Source organism: Sandarakinorhabdus sp. AAP62 (genome assembly GCF_000331225.1).
In the GTDB taxonomy this organism is placed as follows: domain Bacteria; phylum Pseudomonadota; class Alphaproteobacteria; order Sphingomonadales; family Sphingomonadaceae; genus Sandarakinorhabdus.
This window is the reverse complement of sequence record NZ_ANFY01000005.1, coordinates 1-16,828: the sequence shown is the minus strand read 5'-3', so window position 1 is coordinate 16,828 and position 16,828 is coordinate 1. Positions and strand designations below refer to the sequence as shown.

The 16,828-nt window shown below is 65.1% G+C and carries 16 protein-coding genes, 1 tRNA gene and 1 pseudogene; 8 read left to right on the top strand and 10 right to left on the bottom strand.

All coding sequences use genetic code 11. From position 1 onward, the window contains the following. Positions 1 to 5: 5 nt before the first annotated feature. Together D619_RS0104685 and D619_RS15590 are read left to right on the top strand one after the other, a co-directional pair. Positions 6 to 479, top strand: a complete 474-nt coding sequence (locus tag D619_RS0104685) for a DUF3299 domain-containing protein (RefSeq protein ID WP_017667412.1) — start codon at positions 6 to 8, stop codon at positions 477 to 479. Beyond that, complete coding sequence (locus D619_RS15590; protein WP_017667411.1) at positions 476 to 1,951, top strand: serine hydrolase domain-containing protein; 1,476 nt, start codon at positions 476 to 478, stop codon at positions 1,949 to 1,951. The genes D619_RS0104685 and D619_RS15590 overlap by 4 nt, the downstream gene beginning before the upstream one ends. On the opposite strand, the gene D619_RS15585 is transcribed toward D619_RS15590, so the two are convergent. The 5 genes from D619_RS15585 to D619_RS0104655 are packed head-to-tail and all read right to left on the bottom strand — an operon-like array spanning position 1,948 to position 5,463. Beyond that, positions 1,948 to 2,511: a hypothetical protein gene (locus D619_RS15585; protein WP_020480386.1), complete on the bottom strand. Its 564-nt coding sequence runs from the start codon at positions 2,509 to 2,511 to the stop codon at positions 1,948 to 1,950. The genes D619_RS15590 and D619_RS15585 overlap by 4 nt on opposite strands. Before the next feature lie 54 nt (positions 2,512 to 2,565). Continuing rightward, entirely contained in the window at positions 2,566 to 3,117 is a 552-nt protein-coding gene (gene mauA, locus D619_RS0104670) for a methylamine dehydrogenase (amicyanin) small subunit (RefSeq protein ID WP_017667409.1), read from the bottom strand. 34 nt (positions 3,118 to 3,151) lie between these two features. Then, complete coding sequence (locus tag D619_RS0104665; RefSeq protein WP_017667408.1) at positions 3,152 to 3,757, bottom strand: hypothetical protein; 606 nt, start codon at positions 3,755 to 3,757, stop codon at positions 3,152 to 3,154. Positions 3,758 to 3,769: 12 nt separating this feature from the next. After that, positions 3,770 to 4,300, bottom strand: coding sequence for a MauE/DoxX family redox-associated membrane protein (locus D619_RS0104660; RefSeq protein ID WP_017667407.1), 531 nt, complete (start codon positions 4,298 to 4,300; stop codon positions 3,770 to 3,772). An 8-nt stretch (positions 4,301 to 4,308) separates the two neighbouring features. After that, positions 4,309 to 5,463, bottom strand: coding sequence for an amine dehydrogenase large subunit (locus D619_RS0104655; protein ID WP_017667406.1), 1,155 nt, complete (start codon positions 5,461 to 5,463; stop codon positions 4,309 to 4,311). Between D619_RS0104655 and D619_RS18020 the strand changes: the two genes are divergently transcribed. Next, the gene (locus tag D619_RS18020) at positions 5,456 to 5,677 is read left to right on the top strand and encodes a hypothetical protein (protein ID WP_017667405.1); all 222 of its coding nucleotides are present in this window, start codon (positions 5,456 to 5,458) and stop codon (positions 5,675 to 5,677) included. The two genes, D619_RS0104655 and D619_RS18020, sit on opposite strands and share 8 nt — an antisense overlap. 7 nt (positions 5,678 to 5,684) lie before the next feature. Here D619_RS18020 and D619_RS0104645 read toward each other — a convergent pair whose 3' ends face one another. Further along, positions 5,685 to 6,275: a TetR/AcrR family transcriptional regulator gene (locus tag D619_RS0104645; RefSeq protein WP_243442605.1), complete on the bottom strand. Its 591-nt coding sequence runs from the start codon at positions 6,273 to 6,275 to the stop codon at positions 5,685 to 5,687. A gap of 274 nt (positions 6,276 to 6,549) precedes the next feature. On the opposite strand from D619_RS0104645, the gene D619_RS0104640 reads away from it, so the two are divergent. Then, a complete protein-coding gene (locus D619_RS0104640; RefSeq protein ID WP_026090716.1) occupies positions 6,550 to 7,014 on the top strand; it encodes a cytochrome c in 465 nt (154 codons plus the stop codon). Here D619_RS0104640 and D619_RS0104635 read toward each other — a convergent pair. Further along, positions 7,007 to 9,082, bottom strand: a complete 2,076-nt coding sequence (locus D619_RS0104635; protein WP_347574768.1) for a sulfotransferase — start codon at positions 9,080 to 9,082, stop codon at positions 7,007 to 7,009. The two genes, D619_RS0104640 and D619_RS0104635, sit on opposite strands and share 8 nt — an antisense overlap. 208 nt (positions 9,083 to 9,290) lie before the next feature. Between D619_RS0104635 and D619_RS0104630 the strand changes: the two genes are divergently transcribed. Continuing rightward, a complete protein-coding gene (locus tag D619_RS0104630) occupies positions 9,291 to 11,945 on the top strand; it encodes a TonB-dependent receptor (RefSeq protein WP_017667401.1) in 2,655 nt (884 codons plus the stop codon). Positions 11,946 to 12,077: 132 nt separating this feature from the next. On the opposite strand, the gene D619_RS0104625 is transcribed toward D619_RS0104630, so the two are convergent. Both D619_RS0104625 and D619_RS0104620 read right to left on the bottom strand, forming a co-directional pair. Beyond that, a tRNA-Pro gene (locus D619_RS0104625) sits at positions 12,078 to 12,154 on the bottom strand. Between the two features lie 36 nt (positions 12,155 to 12,190). Further along, entirely contained in the window at positions 12,191 to 14,473 is a 2,283-nt protein-coding gene (locus tag D619_RS0104620) for a hypothetical protein (RefSeq protein WP_017667400.1), read from the bottom strand. A gap of 29 nt (positions 14,474 to 14,502) precedes the next feature. Between D619_RS0104620 and D619_RS0104615 the strand changes: the two genes are divergently transcribed. Genes D619_RS0104615 through D619_RS0104605 form a run of 3 tightly spaced genes read left to right on the top strand, consistent with a single transcriptional unit; the run spans position 14,503 to position 16,209 of the window. Further along, the gene (locus D619_RS0104615; RefSeq protein WP_206536339.1) at positions 14,503 to 15,051 is read left to right on the top strand and encodes a phage tail protein; all 549 of its coding nucleotides are present in this window, start codon (positions 14,503 to 14,505) and stop codon (positions 15,049 to 15,051) included. Positions 15,052 to 15,057: 6 nt separating this feature from the next. Beyond that, complete coding sequence (locus D619_RS17140) at positions 15,058 to 15,549, top strand: phage tail protein (protein ID WP_081587041.1); 492 nt, start codon at positions 15,058 to 15,060, stop codon at positions 15,547 to 15,549. Positions 15,550 to 15,606: 57 nt separating this feature from the next. After that, positions 15,607 to 16,209: a glutathione S-transferase family protein gene (locus D619_RS0104605; protein ID WP_017667397.1), complete on the top strand. Its 603-nt coding sequence runs from the start codon at positions 15,607 to 15,609 to the stop codon at positions 16,207 to 16,209. On the opposite strand, the pseudogene D619_RS15575 reads toward D619_RS0104605, so the two are convergent. Next, a pseudogene (locus D619_RS15575) lies at positions 16,206 to 16,828 on the bottom strand (TonB-dependent receptor); the annotation flags it as partial. The gene D619_RS0104605 and the pseudogene D619_RS15575 overlap by 4 nt on opposite strands.

The following is a 16,828-nucleotide window of genomic DNA, read 5'->3' as shown; positions in this document are numbered from 1 at the left end:
GACAAATGCTCGCCCGTCTGTTGATCGCCATCGCCCTGCTGTTCACGGCCCCCGCCGCCGTGGCGCAAACCGCGCTGAAGCCATCGGAATCGGTCTGGAAACCGGCCCCTACCCCGCCCGGCGGCGTGCCGTGGGCGGTGCTGGAAGCCGCCAGGGAAGACCCAGCCGCCGCCAAGGCCGGCGCGGTGAAGCCGGTCTATCCTGCCACGGTGAAGTCGCTGGCCGGCAAGCGGGTGAAGATCAACGGTTACATGCTGCCGCTGGGCAAGGGCGCCAGCCAGAGCCATTTCGTGCTGCTGGCCTATCCGCCCGATTGCCCCTTCCACCTCAATCCCGGCCCACAGCAGTTCATCGAGGTGAAGGTCTCCAGCGCCGTGCCGATGAATTATGATGTGCGCACCATCGAAGGCACGCTGGAACTGGCCGGCGGCGATGGCGCCGGCGTGTTCTACAAGATCAGCGACGGGAAAGAGATGTGAGGGCGTTTCTGGCGCCGCTGGCCTTTGGGGCGTTGCTGGCGGCACCTGTCAGCGCGGCCCCCCTGCCCGCCGATCTGGCCACCCGCATCGATGGCAGCATGCGCGAATGGGCGCAGGCCAATCAGGTTCCCGGGCTGACCTGGGGGATCGTCAAGCGCGGCGAAGGCCTGGTGCATTCGGGCGTATCCGGCCTCGCCGATGTCACCAGCGGCCGCCCGGTGGAGCCAGACACGCGCTTCCGCATCGCCAGCATGACCAAGGCGTTCACCGCGCTGACCCTTTATGACCTTGCCGCGGAAGGCAAGTTGCGGCTGGACGATCGGCTGGCAGTGCATGTGCCCGAAGTCGCCGGCTGGGGCGACGGTCTCACCGTCACCGATCTGGTGCATCACATGGCCGGCTTCGTCACCGATGATCCGTGGGGCGATCGCCAGACGCCGCTGCCGGAAGCGGACTTCACAGGCTTGCTCAAGGCCGGCGTGCCGTTCACCCGCGCCACCGGCCTGACCCACGAATATAGCAATCTGGGCTATGCCCTGCTGGGCCGCACCATCCGCAACGTGAGCGGCCAGCCCTTTGAAGCCGAGATCGCCCGCCGCCGGTTCCAGCCGCTGGGCATGACCAGCACCACCTTCAACGTTGCCGACGTGCCGCGCGCCAAGCTGGCCACCGGCTGGCGCTGGGAAGATGGCACCTGGAAGGCGGAGCCCGAGATGGGCCCCGGCACCTTCGGCGCCATGGGCGGCGTGATCACCACCGGGCCGGACTATGCGCGCTGGATCGATCATCTCCTGTCGGCCTGGCCGGGGCAGATCGGCGAAACCGGCCCACGCGTGACGGTGCGCTCGCTGCTGCGCGGTGAAGGCTCACCGCGCCGGGTGATGCGACCGACCATGGCCGCCAATTCGCCCTGCAGCATCGCCGTGGTTTATGGCGGCGGGCTCAGGGTTGGTGATGATTGCACGATGGGCCGGGTGGCGTTCCACGGCGGCGGCTATCCCGGCTATGGCAGCCACATGATCATCGCGCCGGAAAGCGGCTGGGGCATCTTCGTGCTGACCAACCGCACCTATGCCGGCCCGTCGGCACCGGCGTGGGACGCGCTGATCGCGATGCACGATGCCGGACTGGTGCGCACCGACGTGGTGCCACTGTCGCCTGCCCTGGCCCAGCTGGTGATCCCGGTGCACAAGGCGCTGACCAGTGGCAGCGTCGGCAGCATGGCGCCGGCGGTGAACCTGCTGATGGATCGCGATGCCGCCCACCGCAATGCCGATATCGCGGCGATCAAGGCCAGGGCCGGCAACTGCCCGACGCCGCCCGGCGTGCGTGCCATGGGGGCGCTGGAAGGCGAATATCTCTGGAATTGCGAGCGCGGCATGGTGATCGCCTATGCCCTGCTGGCACCCACGCCGATGGCGCAGGTGCAGGCGCTGGAATGGCGCTGGCAACCAGCGCCGGCCAAGCCCTAACCCGCCTTGCGGGCCCTGCCGGCTAGCGGAAGCGCCGTGCGCACGGCGTCGGGCGGATACATCAGTCGCAGCGAGGCGGGGGCGCCGCATTTCTGGATCACCTTGTCGACGATCTGCGCCCGCACCTTGATGAGGCTGACCGAGGTGTAGGCCGTGGTGCGCCCCGCGGCCACTTCGGCGGCCGTGAACGGCCTGGTGCCGGCGGGCGTGGATTTGCCGCCCAGGCCAAAGACCATGAAATTCAGCAGGTCCGCCATCTGCTTGTGATCGCTGATGCGGCTGCGCGCGACATTGGGCAGCCGGGTGAGATAGGCGCGGCCTTCGGGCAGGCACATGAACCAGCCGACACGGCCCTGCAGATTGGGCAGATCGGCCGGCGCGGCATTGCCCTTGATGCCGTGGCAGCCGCCGCATTGTTCCACATAATCCGATTGGGCCAGGTTCATGTCGGCCGGGAAACTGGCCGGCAGGCCACTGACATCGCCCACCACCGAGAAGGAGGTCACCGGCCCGCTGGCATAGGGGTCTTCAGCCGGCGGGGCAGCGGCGACCAGCAGCATCAGGCCGGCAAGCGCGGTTGCCGCAGGCCAGACCCGGTGCCCGATCACGCCGCCTCAGCTGGCCTTGCCGACCAGCACGGCGGTGGAGCAGTGATACTCCATGCTCTTGGTGCCAAAGCACCAGATCACGTTGTTGTTGAGCTGCGGCATGTACAGCTGAGTTTCGCGATCGGTGTTGTCGCAACCGCACTGGCCGCATGCCGATTTGCCGCAGCAATCGCGATAGGCGATCAGATAGGCCTTGCCGTCATCGGGATTGATGCAGGTGCCGACCCACGACACCGGCGACGGTTCAGCGCCGGGCGGGCAGCTCGACATGCCGCCGCCGCAGCAGGAGCACAGGCTGCCATCGATGGCGCAATAGCGCCAGTAATCGCACTTGGTGTCGTCCTTGGTCTGGGCGTTGCGGGCAAAGGCGGTCTTGGCTTCGGGCGACCGGTCCGGCTTGGACGGTTGCGCCTGGGCGCGGGCCACCGGCAGCAGCGGGAAGGCCGGTGCGGCCACGATGGTTGCCCCCAGCTTGCTGAGGAACGAGCGGCGCGAGCTGTTGCCGGCAAAATTGCGCAGCAGCTTTTCACCAAGGCCGTCAAAATCGAAACGCTTCATGCCTCTTCCCCCATAACTGCTGCGCTGCGGCCGGTCATGCGTCCACCTTTGCCGGTGTCGGCAGGCCAGCGATATAATCCTGTACGCTTTTCACGCCCATTTCATGGCTGATGATCAGGCTTTCCAGATGCTCCCGGCTGTTGACCAGGCCCTTGGCCAGCACCACGCCCTGCCCATCGAGCAGCACGGCGTGGGGCAGCTTGTCCACCTCGAACTGGCGGCCAATGCTGTCATCATTGATGAACGGGAAGCCGGCGAGGCCCTGCTTTTCCACCAGCGATGCCTGCACCGCCGGATCATCATCGCCGATGAACACCAGGCTCACCCGTTCGGCGGCGGCAAAGGATTTGGCCACCGGAATCAGCGTCTTGCACATCGGGCAGGCCGCAGAAACGAACATCAGCAGTTGCAGACCGGGCGCAGGGCCACCGATCAGGAACGGCCGGCCTGCCAGCGTGGTTACCGGCAGCACCGGCGCCTTGTCGCCCACGGCCGGGCCGCGATTGGCATCCAGCGCACCGGCCGGGGCCACGCGCACATGCAGCACGCCCACCTGCCGCGCCAGCGCCAGCAGGGCGACCAGCAGCGCGCCCAGGGCCAGCCATTGCAGCGCTTCGTTGATGATCAGCAAGGTCGACATCGCCACTCTTTCCTATCCACGCCCGGGCGCTGAAATGTTCAACGCTCCCAGCGCGGAGATCATCAGCATGAACAGATAGAGCACCACCCCGGCCGCCATGGCCACCGCCAGATCAGCCGCCCCCAGGGCGGCGCGATCGGCCAGCAGCGCCGGCAGCAGCGCCGCCGCCAGCACCAGGTTGCGCAGTACCTGCCCCCAGCCCAGCGACTGGCGCAAGCCAGCATGGCCGCAACCGCAATCGATATGACGACGGCCGCGCCCGATATTGATGGCCATCGCCGCTGCAAAGATCAGCAGCAGCGCGATCGCCGCCAGCGGTGCGATGGGCGCCATTCCCAGCAGCAGCCCGGCCGCCACCGCCAGCTCCGCCACCGGCAGCGCAAGCGCCGCCGGGGCCACCAGCGCGTCCGGCAGCAGACGATAGTTGGCGATCACGCCGGGCAGCAGATCACGGCGACGCAGCTTGTCGATGCCGGCAACCGCCAGCAGCAGGGCCACGGCGACACTGGCCGCGACACAAGCCAAGGCAAGGACAAGCGCCACGCCGCGCCTCAGTCGATATCCGGCGTGGCAATGACGCCGCCACCGCCACGCTCGATCGTGTGCTTGATCTCGTAGGTGGCGGCATCCATCACCTGCAGCAGGCCTTCATCGCCCGACAGGAAAATCAGCGGCTTGGCGTCCTGGGTCACTTCGATATTGCCGGCTTCCTTCTTCAGCGGCACGCGCTTGACGACCTTGCGGGTCGCCATGTCGACCACCCACAATTCTTCGCCGGGGGCCTTCTGCGTCCAATATTCGCCGCGGTGCATCAGCACATAGAGCATGCCGGTGGCGCGGTGCAGCGTCATCGCCTGCCGGCCGCCGGGGAACCAGTTGATATCCAGTGGCTTCGTATCACCCGGGCGCACGCCAGCGGCGGCCTGGATCGAGAAAGCCTCGCCAATCACCGGCGTTGCGCCCAGCTTCACGGTCCGCACGAGGCCGGTATAGGTGAGGGTGACGATCTCGCCCTTGGTGCGATCATACGCATAGAAATCGAACACACCGTCTTCAGCGGCCTTGAAGAAGGGCTGGCTGTTGGTCACGGTCGACGTCTTCGGGCCCACGGTGACCGTGGCCAGCGTGCCATCCGAGCAGAGCGCCGAAAAACCGATACCCGCCACCGGCACCAGGCTGGCGCAGCCCGGCAGTTCGACGACCTGGGACAGCTTGCGCTTTTCCAGATCGACCACGTTCACCGAGGAAGCCGGGCTGAAATTATAGACAAAGCCGGTCTTGCCATCATCGCTGATGACGAAGTTGTTCTTCATGGCGCCGATGATCAACCGGCCCGGCAGCGGGATTTCCGCCAGCAGCGCCATGTTGACCGGATCATAGACCGAGATCATGTCCTGCCGCGTGCCGCGGTTCACCTTGGTCCAGATGGTTTCGGCGACATAGATGAAGCGCCGCTTGGGATCGAGGGCCAGATCGGACCAGCGCCCGGTGGCAACAAGGCCCAGCATCTTGCCGGTATCGCCGTTCCAGATGCGGGTGCCGCCATTTTCCCAGCCGCCGCGCACGAAGCCCCAGTGCGGCGACCATTCCGGCAATTTGTGGGTGAAAGGCTCTTCCGGTTCGACCGGGGCCCTGGTGGCGGCTGCTGTGGCGGCGGCCGGTGCCGGCGTTTGTGCCCAGGCCGCGCTGCCGGCGCTGATGGCCAACGCCGAGATCAGGGAGGCGCACGCCAGCCTGCTCAGCCTTGCCGTGATGGATGCACTGATCATGCTTGCCAAAGCCCTTTCCCCCATTTCCCGTTTTCGGAAATCACCCATCGGCGACTCCAAGCCGGCGACCGACTGCCCAGCGCCAATCGGAAGCATGCTGGACGTGTGTCAAATATTCGTCAAGACCGATGCGCAGGCCATGCGCGAATGACGTAGGGTCAGGCCAGGCCCGGCAGTTCGTCGGGATGGAGCGTGCTGGCCAAGTGCAGCATGGAACGCACCGCCAGCAGCTTCAACTGCGGCATCTCGTTGGCCCAGGGCTTGCCATGGCCGGCAAAGATGGTGGTGCCTTCCAGCGTGGCGCTGACAAAACGGGCCACCACATCAACCTGCGCCGGCGACAGCGCCGGATTGAGCGGCGCGATCGCCGCCGCCAGATTGGCATGGGCGCGCCGGTAAAAGGCCGCCACCCGTTCCGCCACCACCGGATTATGGTTGGAAAGGGCCCAAAGCTCGGTGAAGACATGGGTGGTGCGCTTGCTGCCGATATCATCGAGCACCAGGCCGATCATCCGGCGCAGCTGTTCTTCCGGATCGAGATGCGGCTGGCGCACGCTTTCATCGAGCAGGCCCTCGTAGAAATCGAGCAGATCATCCAGCAGCAGCTGGATCAGCAATTCCTTGCGCGCGAAATGATAGGATAATTTGCCGACCTGCATGCCGCAGCGCGCCGCGATGCGGCGCAGGGTGAAGGCCGCCGCGCCTTCATCCACCAGCACGTCGAGCGCGGCCGTCAGGATCAGATCCACCGTTTCGGTGCCACGCCCGTACACACCCGGACGGAGCGGGGCTGTTCCTGCCGGCTTTGCGCCTGTCTTTGCCATCGATCAGGGCTTACCGCAGCACTGTTCCGGCGTCCAGAAGCGCGCTGCGCGGCTGGCAGAAGCGCGCAGCCTTTGCACGAAGCTGCGCCGTTTGACCCATGCCGAGCGGGTTGACGCCCCCTTGATGACTGTCCAGTATTTGACCATGAGCGGTGACCGCGCGCGAGCGCGCGCAGGCTGCAATGGCAAGGATGATGGCATGAATTTCAATCGTTGGTCTGCGGCACTGCTGGTTGTTGCCGGGCTGGCTGCTCCAGTGGCTGCCGAACCGCGCGCGGCCTTTGTCGCCCGCTGCGCCATGTGCCACCAGGCCAGTGGTTCCGGGCTTGCCGGCCAGTTTCCCCGCCTTGCCGGCCGCGCCGCCACCATCGCCCAGAGCCCGGAAGGGCGGCAATATATGGCGCGGGTCGTGCTTTATGGCCTGACCGGCCCAATCACCGTCGACGACAAGCCGCTGATGGGCGTGATGCCCGGCATGGCCACCATGTCGGATGCCGAAATTGCTGAAATCCTGAGCCACGCCGTCACGCTGGGCAAGCCGGCCAAGCCGGTCAAGCCGTTCAAGCCGGCCGAAATCGCGGCCGTGCGCGGCGCTGGCCGGGTGAGCATGGCGGAGAACGGCGCTCTGCGCGCCAAGCTGGTCGCAGACGGCTTGATCAAATAGGCGTCAGACTGGCCGGCACCGCCGGATAATCCGTCACCACATCACCCAATGTTTCGGTCAACGGGCCAAGCCACGGTGCAAAGGCCTTCCAATGGTCCACGCCATCCGTGAAGATCGGCTGGCGCACCTGTTCGGAACTGGCGGTGCGCACCGCACGATCGTTACGCCAGAATTCGAGACAGGCCGGTTCGAACGCCAGTCCGACCGCGCCGAGCAGCCGGCGCACCTGGTTCTCCGTATCGGCCACCATTTCCTCATAGATGACCCGGGTGACAGCGCCGGGATCAACCGCATCGAAATGTGCCATCAACCGGACATAATCCCGATAATAGCGCCCCACTTCGACGAGATCGTAGGAAAAGCTCTGGCCCCGGGCGAAATGTTGTTTCCAGGCGGAAAAACAGCAGCCCATCGGGTGCCGGCGGGCATCGATAATGGTGGCATTCGGCAGGATCAGGCGGATCAGCCCGGTGTGCTGCCAATTGTTGGGCATCTTGTCGATGAAGCGCGGCTTGTCAGATTTGCGGTGAATGCGGGTGCGTTCGAGATATTCCTCGCCCAGCCGCCGGCGATCCGCCGGGGTGAGCGCCGCCATCATCGCACCGAAATCGGCGAACTCGCCGGCCTCGACGCGGGCCGCCAGCCGGCTGGCGATCATCATCATGTCGGGCAGTTCCATCGTGCCTTCCACCTGGCTGTGGCTGGCCAGGATCTGCTCGATCAGCGTGGAGCCTGACCGCGGCAGGCCAACGATGAAGATGGGATCGGGCGCCGGGCAGCCGCCATCGCGGCGGGACGCCAGAAAGGGCGCGGTGAAAACGCCCGTGGCGGCATCGATCTCGGCGGAAAAGGCATCCGCATCATGGGAAATGCCGGCGCGGCGCTGGCGATTGCCCTCCAGATAATGGCGAAAGGCCGCTTCGGCCTGGCCCAGATCCTCGTGCGCCTTGCCCAGTGCAAATTGCAGGTGGAACAGATCTTCGGCGCGCGGGCTGGCCTCGCCCGCCAGCGTTGCCAGCGCCGCCTGCATGGCGGCGATGTCGGCCGCACCCAGCTTCACCGTCTTCAGATTGGCCAGGCTCCACCACGCCTCGCCCAGCGTCGGCTGGCGGGTGACGGCCTCGCGATAGGCAGCCACGGCACCGGCCTGTTCGCCCAGCGTCTTCAGCACATGGCCCAGGTTCTGCCACACCTGCGGCTGGTTCGGGGTCTTGGCCAGCAGGCCTTCATACAGGCCGCGCGCACGGCCCTGCTCACCCAGGTGCACCAGCACCGAGGCCAGGATCAGATCGTGGCCGGGGTTCTGCACCGGCGACGTCGCCAGCAGTTCGGCATGCGCCAGCGCGTCCGGCAGCCGGTTGGACTGCACCAGCAGACGGATCAGGAATTCGCGCGCCATGTCATAGCCGGGGGCCTGTTCCAGCACCGCTTCCAACCCGGCAATGGCCGCCGGCATGTCGCCCTGGCGCCAGCGGATTTCGGCGGCCAGCCGGCTGGCCGGTGGATCGCCACCAGCACGCGCCTGCCGCGCCACCAGCATGGCCGCAGCCTGATCCAGCTCGCCCTGCTGCATGGCCAGCGCCGCCTTCAGCAATTCCGGATCCTGCGTGGATGCCGCCACGCCGCGCAGATCGGCCTTCCAACCATCTTCGCTGCGGCCGGCCGCCCGATACTGGCGGCCGAGCAGGAACCAGCCGCCCGGCACCGCCGGCAACTGCCGGGTGAGTTGTTCCAGCGCCGTGATTGCCGTTTCCGGCTGGCCGGCGGCGGCGGCGGCCTGCGCCAGTTCCCAGCGCACGGCAGGCACCTCGGGCGCCAGCACCGCCAGCGCCGAAAGCCGCGCCACCGCTTCCTCCAGCCTGCCAAGCCGGAAAAGCGCCTGACCAGCCAACAGCTGCGCCGGCAGCAGATCGGGCGCTTCGGCCAGCAAGGCGATGGCCGCAGCCAGGGCGGCGGCGGGTTCGCCGGCCAGACGCGCCGTGGCAGCGGCCAGTGCCCTGGCGTGGGCATCGGCATCATGCGGCCTTGATTGCGTGCTGCCCGAATGCATGTCGCTCCCCCTGGTCATGGCCCAACGCTAGGCGTCAATCGCCCGCCAGACAATCGGTCGCGCACCGCCCCGGATGGGGGAAATGGCCCATATACGAACGGTTCCGATTGGTGATGATCACATTACACAAAGATGACGAGTAAAGCGCCGCGAAAAGGCGTATGGGATTCGCAGCTGTGGGTGTTGGGGAACATCCAGGCAGATTTATCACAGGGGAAATAATCACATGACACGCACGCAGGAGCGTCACTCGGGCAGCAACCGGGCAGGCTTCATCCGGTTGTTGGGCATCACCACCATGCTGGCTGGCATGGCGTCTCCGGCACTCGCCGCCGATGATCAGGCCACGGCCGCCGCGGAAGAGGAAAAGGGTTTCGAGGAAATCATCGTTACCGCCACCCGCACGGCCACCAGCATCCAGAAGGTGCCGATCTCCATGCAGGCGCTCAGCGCCGATACGCTGCAGCAGCGCAGCGTGAAGGGCCTGACCGATTTTGCCCAGCTGATCCCGTCGGTGTCGTTCGCCGGCCTCGGGCCGGGCCGCACCGAAGTCTATTTCCGCGGCATCGTGCCGGCCGGTGGCGCCTATCCGGCGACCGGCTATTATCTCGACGATATCTCGATCAACGTGAACGGCCTGCCCGATGTCCACGTCTATGACGTGGAGCGCATCGAGGCGCTGTCCGGCCCGCAGGGCACGCTGTTCGGCGCCGGCTCGCTGGCCGGCACCATCCGCGTCATCACCAACAAGCCGAAGATCGGCGAGTTTTCGGGCGGCATGGACCTGGAAGCCAACAAGTTCGGCAAGGGCGATTACGGCGGCCAGGCCCAGGGCTTCATCAATATCCCCATCAGCGAAACGCTGGCGATCCGCGCCATGGGTTATTACCGCAAGGAAGGCGGCTATGTTGACAATGTGCCGAACAACGGCCTGTTCAACGATGGCCGGCCCGCCGTGCTGGCACTGGGCGATGATAACCCGCTGACCAGCTTCACGTTGAACAATGCCCGCCAGGCGAAGAACAATTACAACAGCATCGATGAAGTGGGCGGCCGCCTGTCGCTGCTGTGGGAGCCGGTCGAGGGCTGGTCCTTCAACCCGCAGATCACTGCGCAGCGGCAGATCTCGCTGGGCTATTTCGGTTTCGATCCCAAGGTTGGCGACCTGCAGGTGCATGATTATGACGACACCCGCCAGGACGACAAATGGTACCAGGCCCAGGCCACCATCAACGGCCATATCGGCGATTTCGACGTGGTCAGCGCCACTGGCTATTTCCGCCGCAACATCAAGCTGTTGAACGATTACACCTATTACACCGTGGCGTATGACAGCTTTGGCCCCGGCTATGAATCCTATCTGCAGTTCTTCGACAAGTCGGGCTGCACCGGCTCGGGCGCGACGCTGCGTTGCTCCAAGCTGCTGAACCCGACCCAATATTACAGCGGCAACCGCAACGAATATATCTTCACCCAGGAACTGCGGTTCAAGACACCGTCGAGCTGGCCGGTCGATATCACCTTCGGCGGTTTCTACCAGTTCCAGAAGAACGAGATCAACGACAACTATGCCACGCGTGGCCTGGGCGATGTCGCTGGCTATACCGAATCGGGTGGCGGTGACCGCGCCGATTTCGCCACGTCGTTCGGCGTGCCGGTCGATCAGGGCGGCAGCATGATCCTGGGCACGCCCGCCGTGAAGGGCGAAGCCTTCTACCTCGCCGAACAGGACCGCAGGACCCGCGACTATGCCCTGTTTGCCGAGGGCCATTACAACATCACGCCCACACTGAAGCTCACCGGTGGCATCCGTTATTTCTGGACGGAACTGAATGTGGTCGGCTTTGCCGGTGTGGCCGCATCGGCGCAGAACGTGCGCAGCTCGGTGGCGGCAACGCTGCAGCCGGGCGGCTGCCCTACCCCGCTGTCGGCCACGGAGCGTTTGACCTGCTTCAACACCAACTTCAGCCGGCCGGACCACCAGCTCATCTATCGTGAGCAGGGCGAAACCCACAAGGTGGCGCTGGATTGGCAGGTGGCGCCTGGCAAGATGGTCTATGCCAACTATTCCACCGGTTTCCGCCCCGGCGGCCAGGGCCGGCCGCTGCGCATCGGTGGCCAGGTCTATGCCGTGGCGCCGTTCCGGTCGGAAGATCTGACCAACTTCGAAATCGGCTTCAAGACGACGTGGAACAACATCTTCCGCTTCAACGCTGCCATCTACCTCGAAAAGTGGAATGATCTGCAATATTCGGTGGTTGTCGCCGGGGCCCAGGGTGCCGGCATCACCGGTAACGCCGGCAACGCCGAAGTGAAGGGGATCGAGTTCGATGCCGATCTGCGGCTCGGCAAGTTCACCATCTCGACGTCGGGTTCCTATAACGATGGCAAGCTGAAGGGCAATTTCTGCAACTTTGCCGCCAATGCCACCAATCTGACGATCGGCCAGCTGGCGGACTGCCAGATCGGCGAGTTCGTGCCCGGCAACCCGCCGACGCCCGAAGTTGCCGCAGCCGATGGCACCCGCCTGCCGCGCCAGCCGAAGTTCAAGGGCACCACCCAGGTGCGCTATGACACGACGTTCAGCAAGATGGACCTTTATATCCAGGGTGCCGCCAATTATCAGACCGGCGCCACCCAGGATCTCAACACCGATCTCAACGATCTGCTTGGCAACAGCGCCGGCTTCGTGTCGTTCGATTTCTCGGCCGGCATCAAGAAGGACAAGTGGACGGTTGACCTGTTCATCCAGAACGCGTTCGACCGGCGCGGTATCCTGACGACGAACACCTTCTGCTCGATTTCGATCTGCTCGGGCTCGTCGCGTAACTTCCCGATCCGGCCGCAGTTCTTCGGGATCAAGTTCGGCCAGCGTTTCTGACACTGCGCCAGACCTGAACGGAGAAGGCCCCCGCGTATCCACGCGGGGGCCTTTTTCATGCCCGTTGAAGTGGTCGGGGAGACAGGATTAACGTCGTTGATCCTGTAACCAGAGCCGCTGTGCGGCGTAACATGGTCGGGGAGACAGGATTCGAACCTGCGGCCCTCTGCTCCCAAAGCAGATGCGCTACCAGACTGCGCCACTCCCCGACGCGTGGGATGCCTTGCCGATTTGTGCGGGCGCGGTCAACCAGCGAGGGCTCTGGCCATGGCGGTGATCACGGCATCCGTATCAAGGGCGAAGGCGGCATAGAGATCGACGAGGTCACCGGTCTGGCCGAAACGATCGACGCCGAGCGGCACGACGGGGTGGCCGTGGACGCCGCCCAGCCACGACAGGCTGGCCGGCGCGGCATCGCACAGGGTGACGAGGCGGGCGCCCGGCCGCAGCGGGGCGAGCAAGGCTTCGACATGACTGTTGCCAGCCCGCCAACCCCGGTGCAGCATATCGGGGCTGGTGACGGCGAGCAGGCCAAGGCCGGGGATATCCTCCCTGAGCGCCTCCCAGGCGGCGATCGCTTCGGGCATCACCGCACCCATGGCAACAATGGCGGCTTCTGCGCCCAACGAAGGCGTGCGCAGCCAATAGCCGCCGGCAATGGCCCCGGCCTGCCAATCCGTGTCGGTGCGCTGCACCTGCGCGATGCTGCGGGTGGACAGGCGGAAATAGACGCTCTCCCCATCGGGTGCCTGCACATGGCCGAAGGCATGGCTCAGCAGCAGCGCCAGTTCATCGGCATAGGCCGGCTCATAATGGGTGAGGCCCGGCTGGCCCATGGCGATCAGCGGCGGGTTGATCGACTGGTGGGCGCCGCCCTCCGGCCCCAATGTGACGCCGGACGGCGTGGCGACGAGGATGAAGCGGGCATCCTGGTAACAGCCATAATTCAGCGCATCGAGGCCGCGGGCGATGAACGGATCATAGACGGTGCCAATCGGGATCAGCCGCGTGCCGAACAGTGGCGCGGTGAGACCAGCGGCGGCGAGCACCAGGAACAGATTATGTTCGGCAATGCCCAGTTCCACATGTTGCCCGTTGCCCTGCCCTTGCCATTTCTGAGGGCTGGGGATTTTCGCGGCGCGGAACACATCGGGCATCTGCTGCCGCCGGAACAGCCCGCGCGCATTCACCCATGGCCCCAGCCCGGTGGACACGGTGACATCAGGGGAGGTGGTGACGATGCGATCGGCCAGCGGTCCGCCGGCCTTGGCCAGATCGAACAGGATGCGGCCAAAGGCGGATTGGGTGGATTGCTCCTCGCCCATCGGCGCGGGAATGGCGGGCACCGGCACCGCATCAAACGCCCGGTCGCGCGGCAGGGAGGCGGCGGGGCTGGCGGCGACGAAGGCCTGAAGGGCGGCGGCCTGGTTGTCGCCAAGGCCAGCCCATTTGTCCCACTCCGCCCCGGCCGGGATGCCCAGTTGGTCACGCAGCCCTTCGATCTGGGTGGGGGTCATCAGGCCGGCGTGATTGTCCTTGTGGCCGGCGAACGGCAGGCCGCGACCCTTGATCGTATAGGCGATGATCAGGCAGGGCTGATCATCGCTGGCGGCCTGTGCATAGGCATCGAGCAGGGAAGCCATGCAGTGACCGCCCAGATCGGTCATCAACCGGGCCAGCGCCTCATCGTCGTGCATGGCGAGGAGGGGGGCCACGGCGTCGCCCAGATCGGCGATCAGCCGCGCCCACCACGCCGCCCCGCCCTGGTAGGTGAGCGCGGCATAATCGGCGTTGGGGCAATCATCGAACCATTTGTCCAGCGCCGCCCCGCCCGGCCCGGCCACCGCGGCGGCCAGCCGGCGGCCGTGCTTCAACGTGATCACCCGCCAGCCGCAGGTTTCGAAGATATCGTCAAATCGGCGAAACATGCGGTCCGCCGTGGTGTGATCAAGGCTCTGGCGGTTGTAATCGACGATCCACCACAGGCCGCGAATATCGTGCTTGTAGGCCTCGATCAGCGCCTCATAGATATTGCCTTCGTCCAGCTCGGCATCGCCCATCAATGCGATCATGCGGCCGGTATCGGCGGGGGCCAGCCTTCCGTGCGCGACAAGATAATCCTGGAACAGCGAGGCAAAGGCCGTGATGGCCACGCCCAGGCCCACCGAGCCGGTTGAGAAATCGACCGGGATCACGTCCTTGGTGCGGCTGGGGTAGCTCTGTGCGCCGCCGAAACCACGGAAATTCTGCAGTTTATCAAGGCTCTGGTTGCCCATCAGATAATGGATGGCGTGCAGCAGCGGCCCGGCGTGGGGTTTCACCGCCACGCGATCATTGGGACCCAACGCTGCGAAATAGAGGCTGGCCATGATACTGGACATGCTGGCACAGCTGGCCTGGTGGCCGCCCACCTTCACGCCATCGCGGCTGGGGCGCAGGTGATTGGCGTTGTGGATCGTCCACGCGGCCAACCAGCGCAGCCGCGTATCGAGCGCTTCAAGCTGGGCGATGATCTCCGGGCTGTGCATGGCCGGCCCTTGCCGCGAAAGCGCCGCGCGTGCAACGTCTGCGCCACCGGCTCAGGCTCGCAGCATGGCTGAACAGCAGGGATACTCTGTCGGTTGCCAATGTTCACGTGCGGACGGAGATGAACATGACGGGTGAAACGCAGAATACCGCCTGGCCTCTGCCGAAATTCCATTTCTCGGTGACAGGCATGCCGGGCAATCCAGTGTTCCAGGAAGTGTCTGGCCTGGAAACGGAAGCGCAGGTCATCGAATATCGCGCCGGCAGCAGCGGTATCTTTGCACCCATCAAGATGCCCGGACTCGCCAAGGTCGGCAACATCACCCTGAAGAAGGGCATCTTCGTTACCGACCAGCAGCTGTGGACCTGGTTCAAATCGATCACCATGAACAGCGTCGCGCGATCGACAATCGTGGTGAAGCTGCTGGATGAGACCGGCAAGCCGCAATACACGTGGCAGTTGAACAACGCCTTCCCGATCAAGCTGAGCGGCACCGACATGAAATCGGATGGCAATGAAATTGCGGTTGAGAGCCTCGAAATCGCCTTTGAGACGATGTCGATGTCCGTTGGCGGATAGTCGATCATGTCATCAACGCAATATTCCCCGCCGCCAGCGTTCGCCTTTTCGGTCGGGATTTCCACGTCAGCATCTTCGGTGTTCGCGGACAGCATCGATGCCAGTTTTCAGGAATTGTCGGGAGTCGACTCCAAGGTGGACATTCAGGTGGAGACCGAAGCCGGCCTGAATGCCTATGTGCACAAGCTGCCGGGGGTGACCAGACATGCAAATCTGGTGCTCAAACGCGGCCTTGTTACGCAGAAATCCGCCCTGGCGGACTGGGCGGCGCAATCGGTTGGATCTACCTACGGATCGCCGATCAAGACCCAGACCATCATCGTGGTTCTGTTCGATTCCCATGGCAAGGCCCAGCTGGCCTGGACATTTCTGAACGCCTATGCGGTGAAGTGGGACGTTGGTCCGTTCGATCCGGGCAACAGCGGCAAGATTCTCACCGAGTCGCTGGAAATCTGCTATTCCACCGCCAGCAGGGCCCTGATCCCGGGATCGACATAGGCGTTGGCCATGCTGCGAAAGCGCAATGCCTGCGGTGATAATTGGGGAGAAACGACGATGCTGCTCTGGTCTGCGCCTGATCCGGCGCCCAATCCGCGCCGGGTGCGGCTGTTCCTGAAGGCCAAGGGCATCACCCTTGAAGAACGCATGGTCTCGCTGCAGGCGCGCGAGCATAAATCGGATGCAGTGGTGGCGCTGAACCCGCGCGGGCAGGTGCCGTTCCTGGAGCTGGACGATGGCCGGGTGATCGCCGAAACCATCAGCATCTGCCGCTATCTCGATGAACTCCATCCCGAACCACCGTTGATCGGCACGACGCCGTTTGAACGGGCAGAGACAGACATGTGGATCCGGCGGGTCGAAACCGGCTTCGGCACACCGGTCAGCCTGTTCTGGCAGCATGGCCATCCCTACACCGCCAAGCTGATCAACCAGATTCCGGCCATGGGCGAGGCCGCCAAGGTGCAGGCGACGGCGATGCTGGGCTGGTTTGACGGGCAGCTGGCGGGTCGGGCGTGGCTGGCCGGCGAGCGCTTCACGCTGGCCGATATCGCGCTGCTGTCGATCGTGGATTTTGCCGGCTGGATCGGGATTGCCCTGCCCGCCGATGCCAGCCATCTGCAGGACTGGCATCAGCGGGCAACGGCGCGAACCGCTTAGAAGAACAATTTCCGCAAGCTGAGTGTCACCGTGCGGCCGAGCGGATCAAGCTGGTCGCGCTGGAAGCCGATGGGTTCGGCGCCCAGGCGGTTCTTCACGTTGATGCGGTCGTTGAACAGATTGTCGACGCGCAAGGACACGCGGCTGCCGCGCAGCCACGGCATTTTCAGCAGCACATCCTGGCGCTGGCCAAGATCGACGAACAGCCGCAGATTGGCGACGGTGCGCGGCGAGAAGAACAGATCGTCCGGCGACTGCGACGCACCAGACGGATCGACCAGCACCGATGTGCCCGATTGCCAGTTGACGCCGATGCTGCCGCCAATGCCGCGCCGGCCGCCACCCAACCGGGTTTCGATCTGGTGACGCGGCGCACCACCGTTGGAGCCGACCGCCGAGCCGCCCAGCAGATCGAGCACCGGTACGCCGGGGCGGATGCCGATTTCGTTCCGGAACGTCCAGGTGTGGAAGACGGTGAGCTGCAAGCGGCCATCGAGGAAGCCGCCGCGACCGCCACCACCGCCGCCGCCACGGAAGCCGCCACCGCCAAAGCCGCCACCCCCCGCAGGCGGGCCACCGGCCGCAGGCGCACCTGCGGGCGGGCCACCGGCGGGCGGCG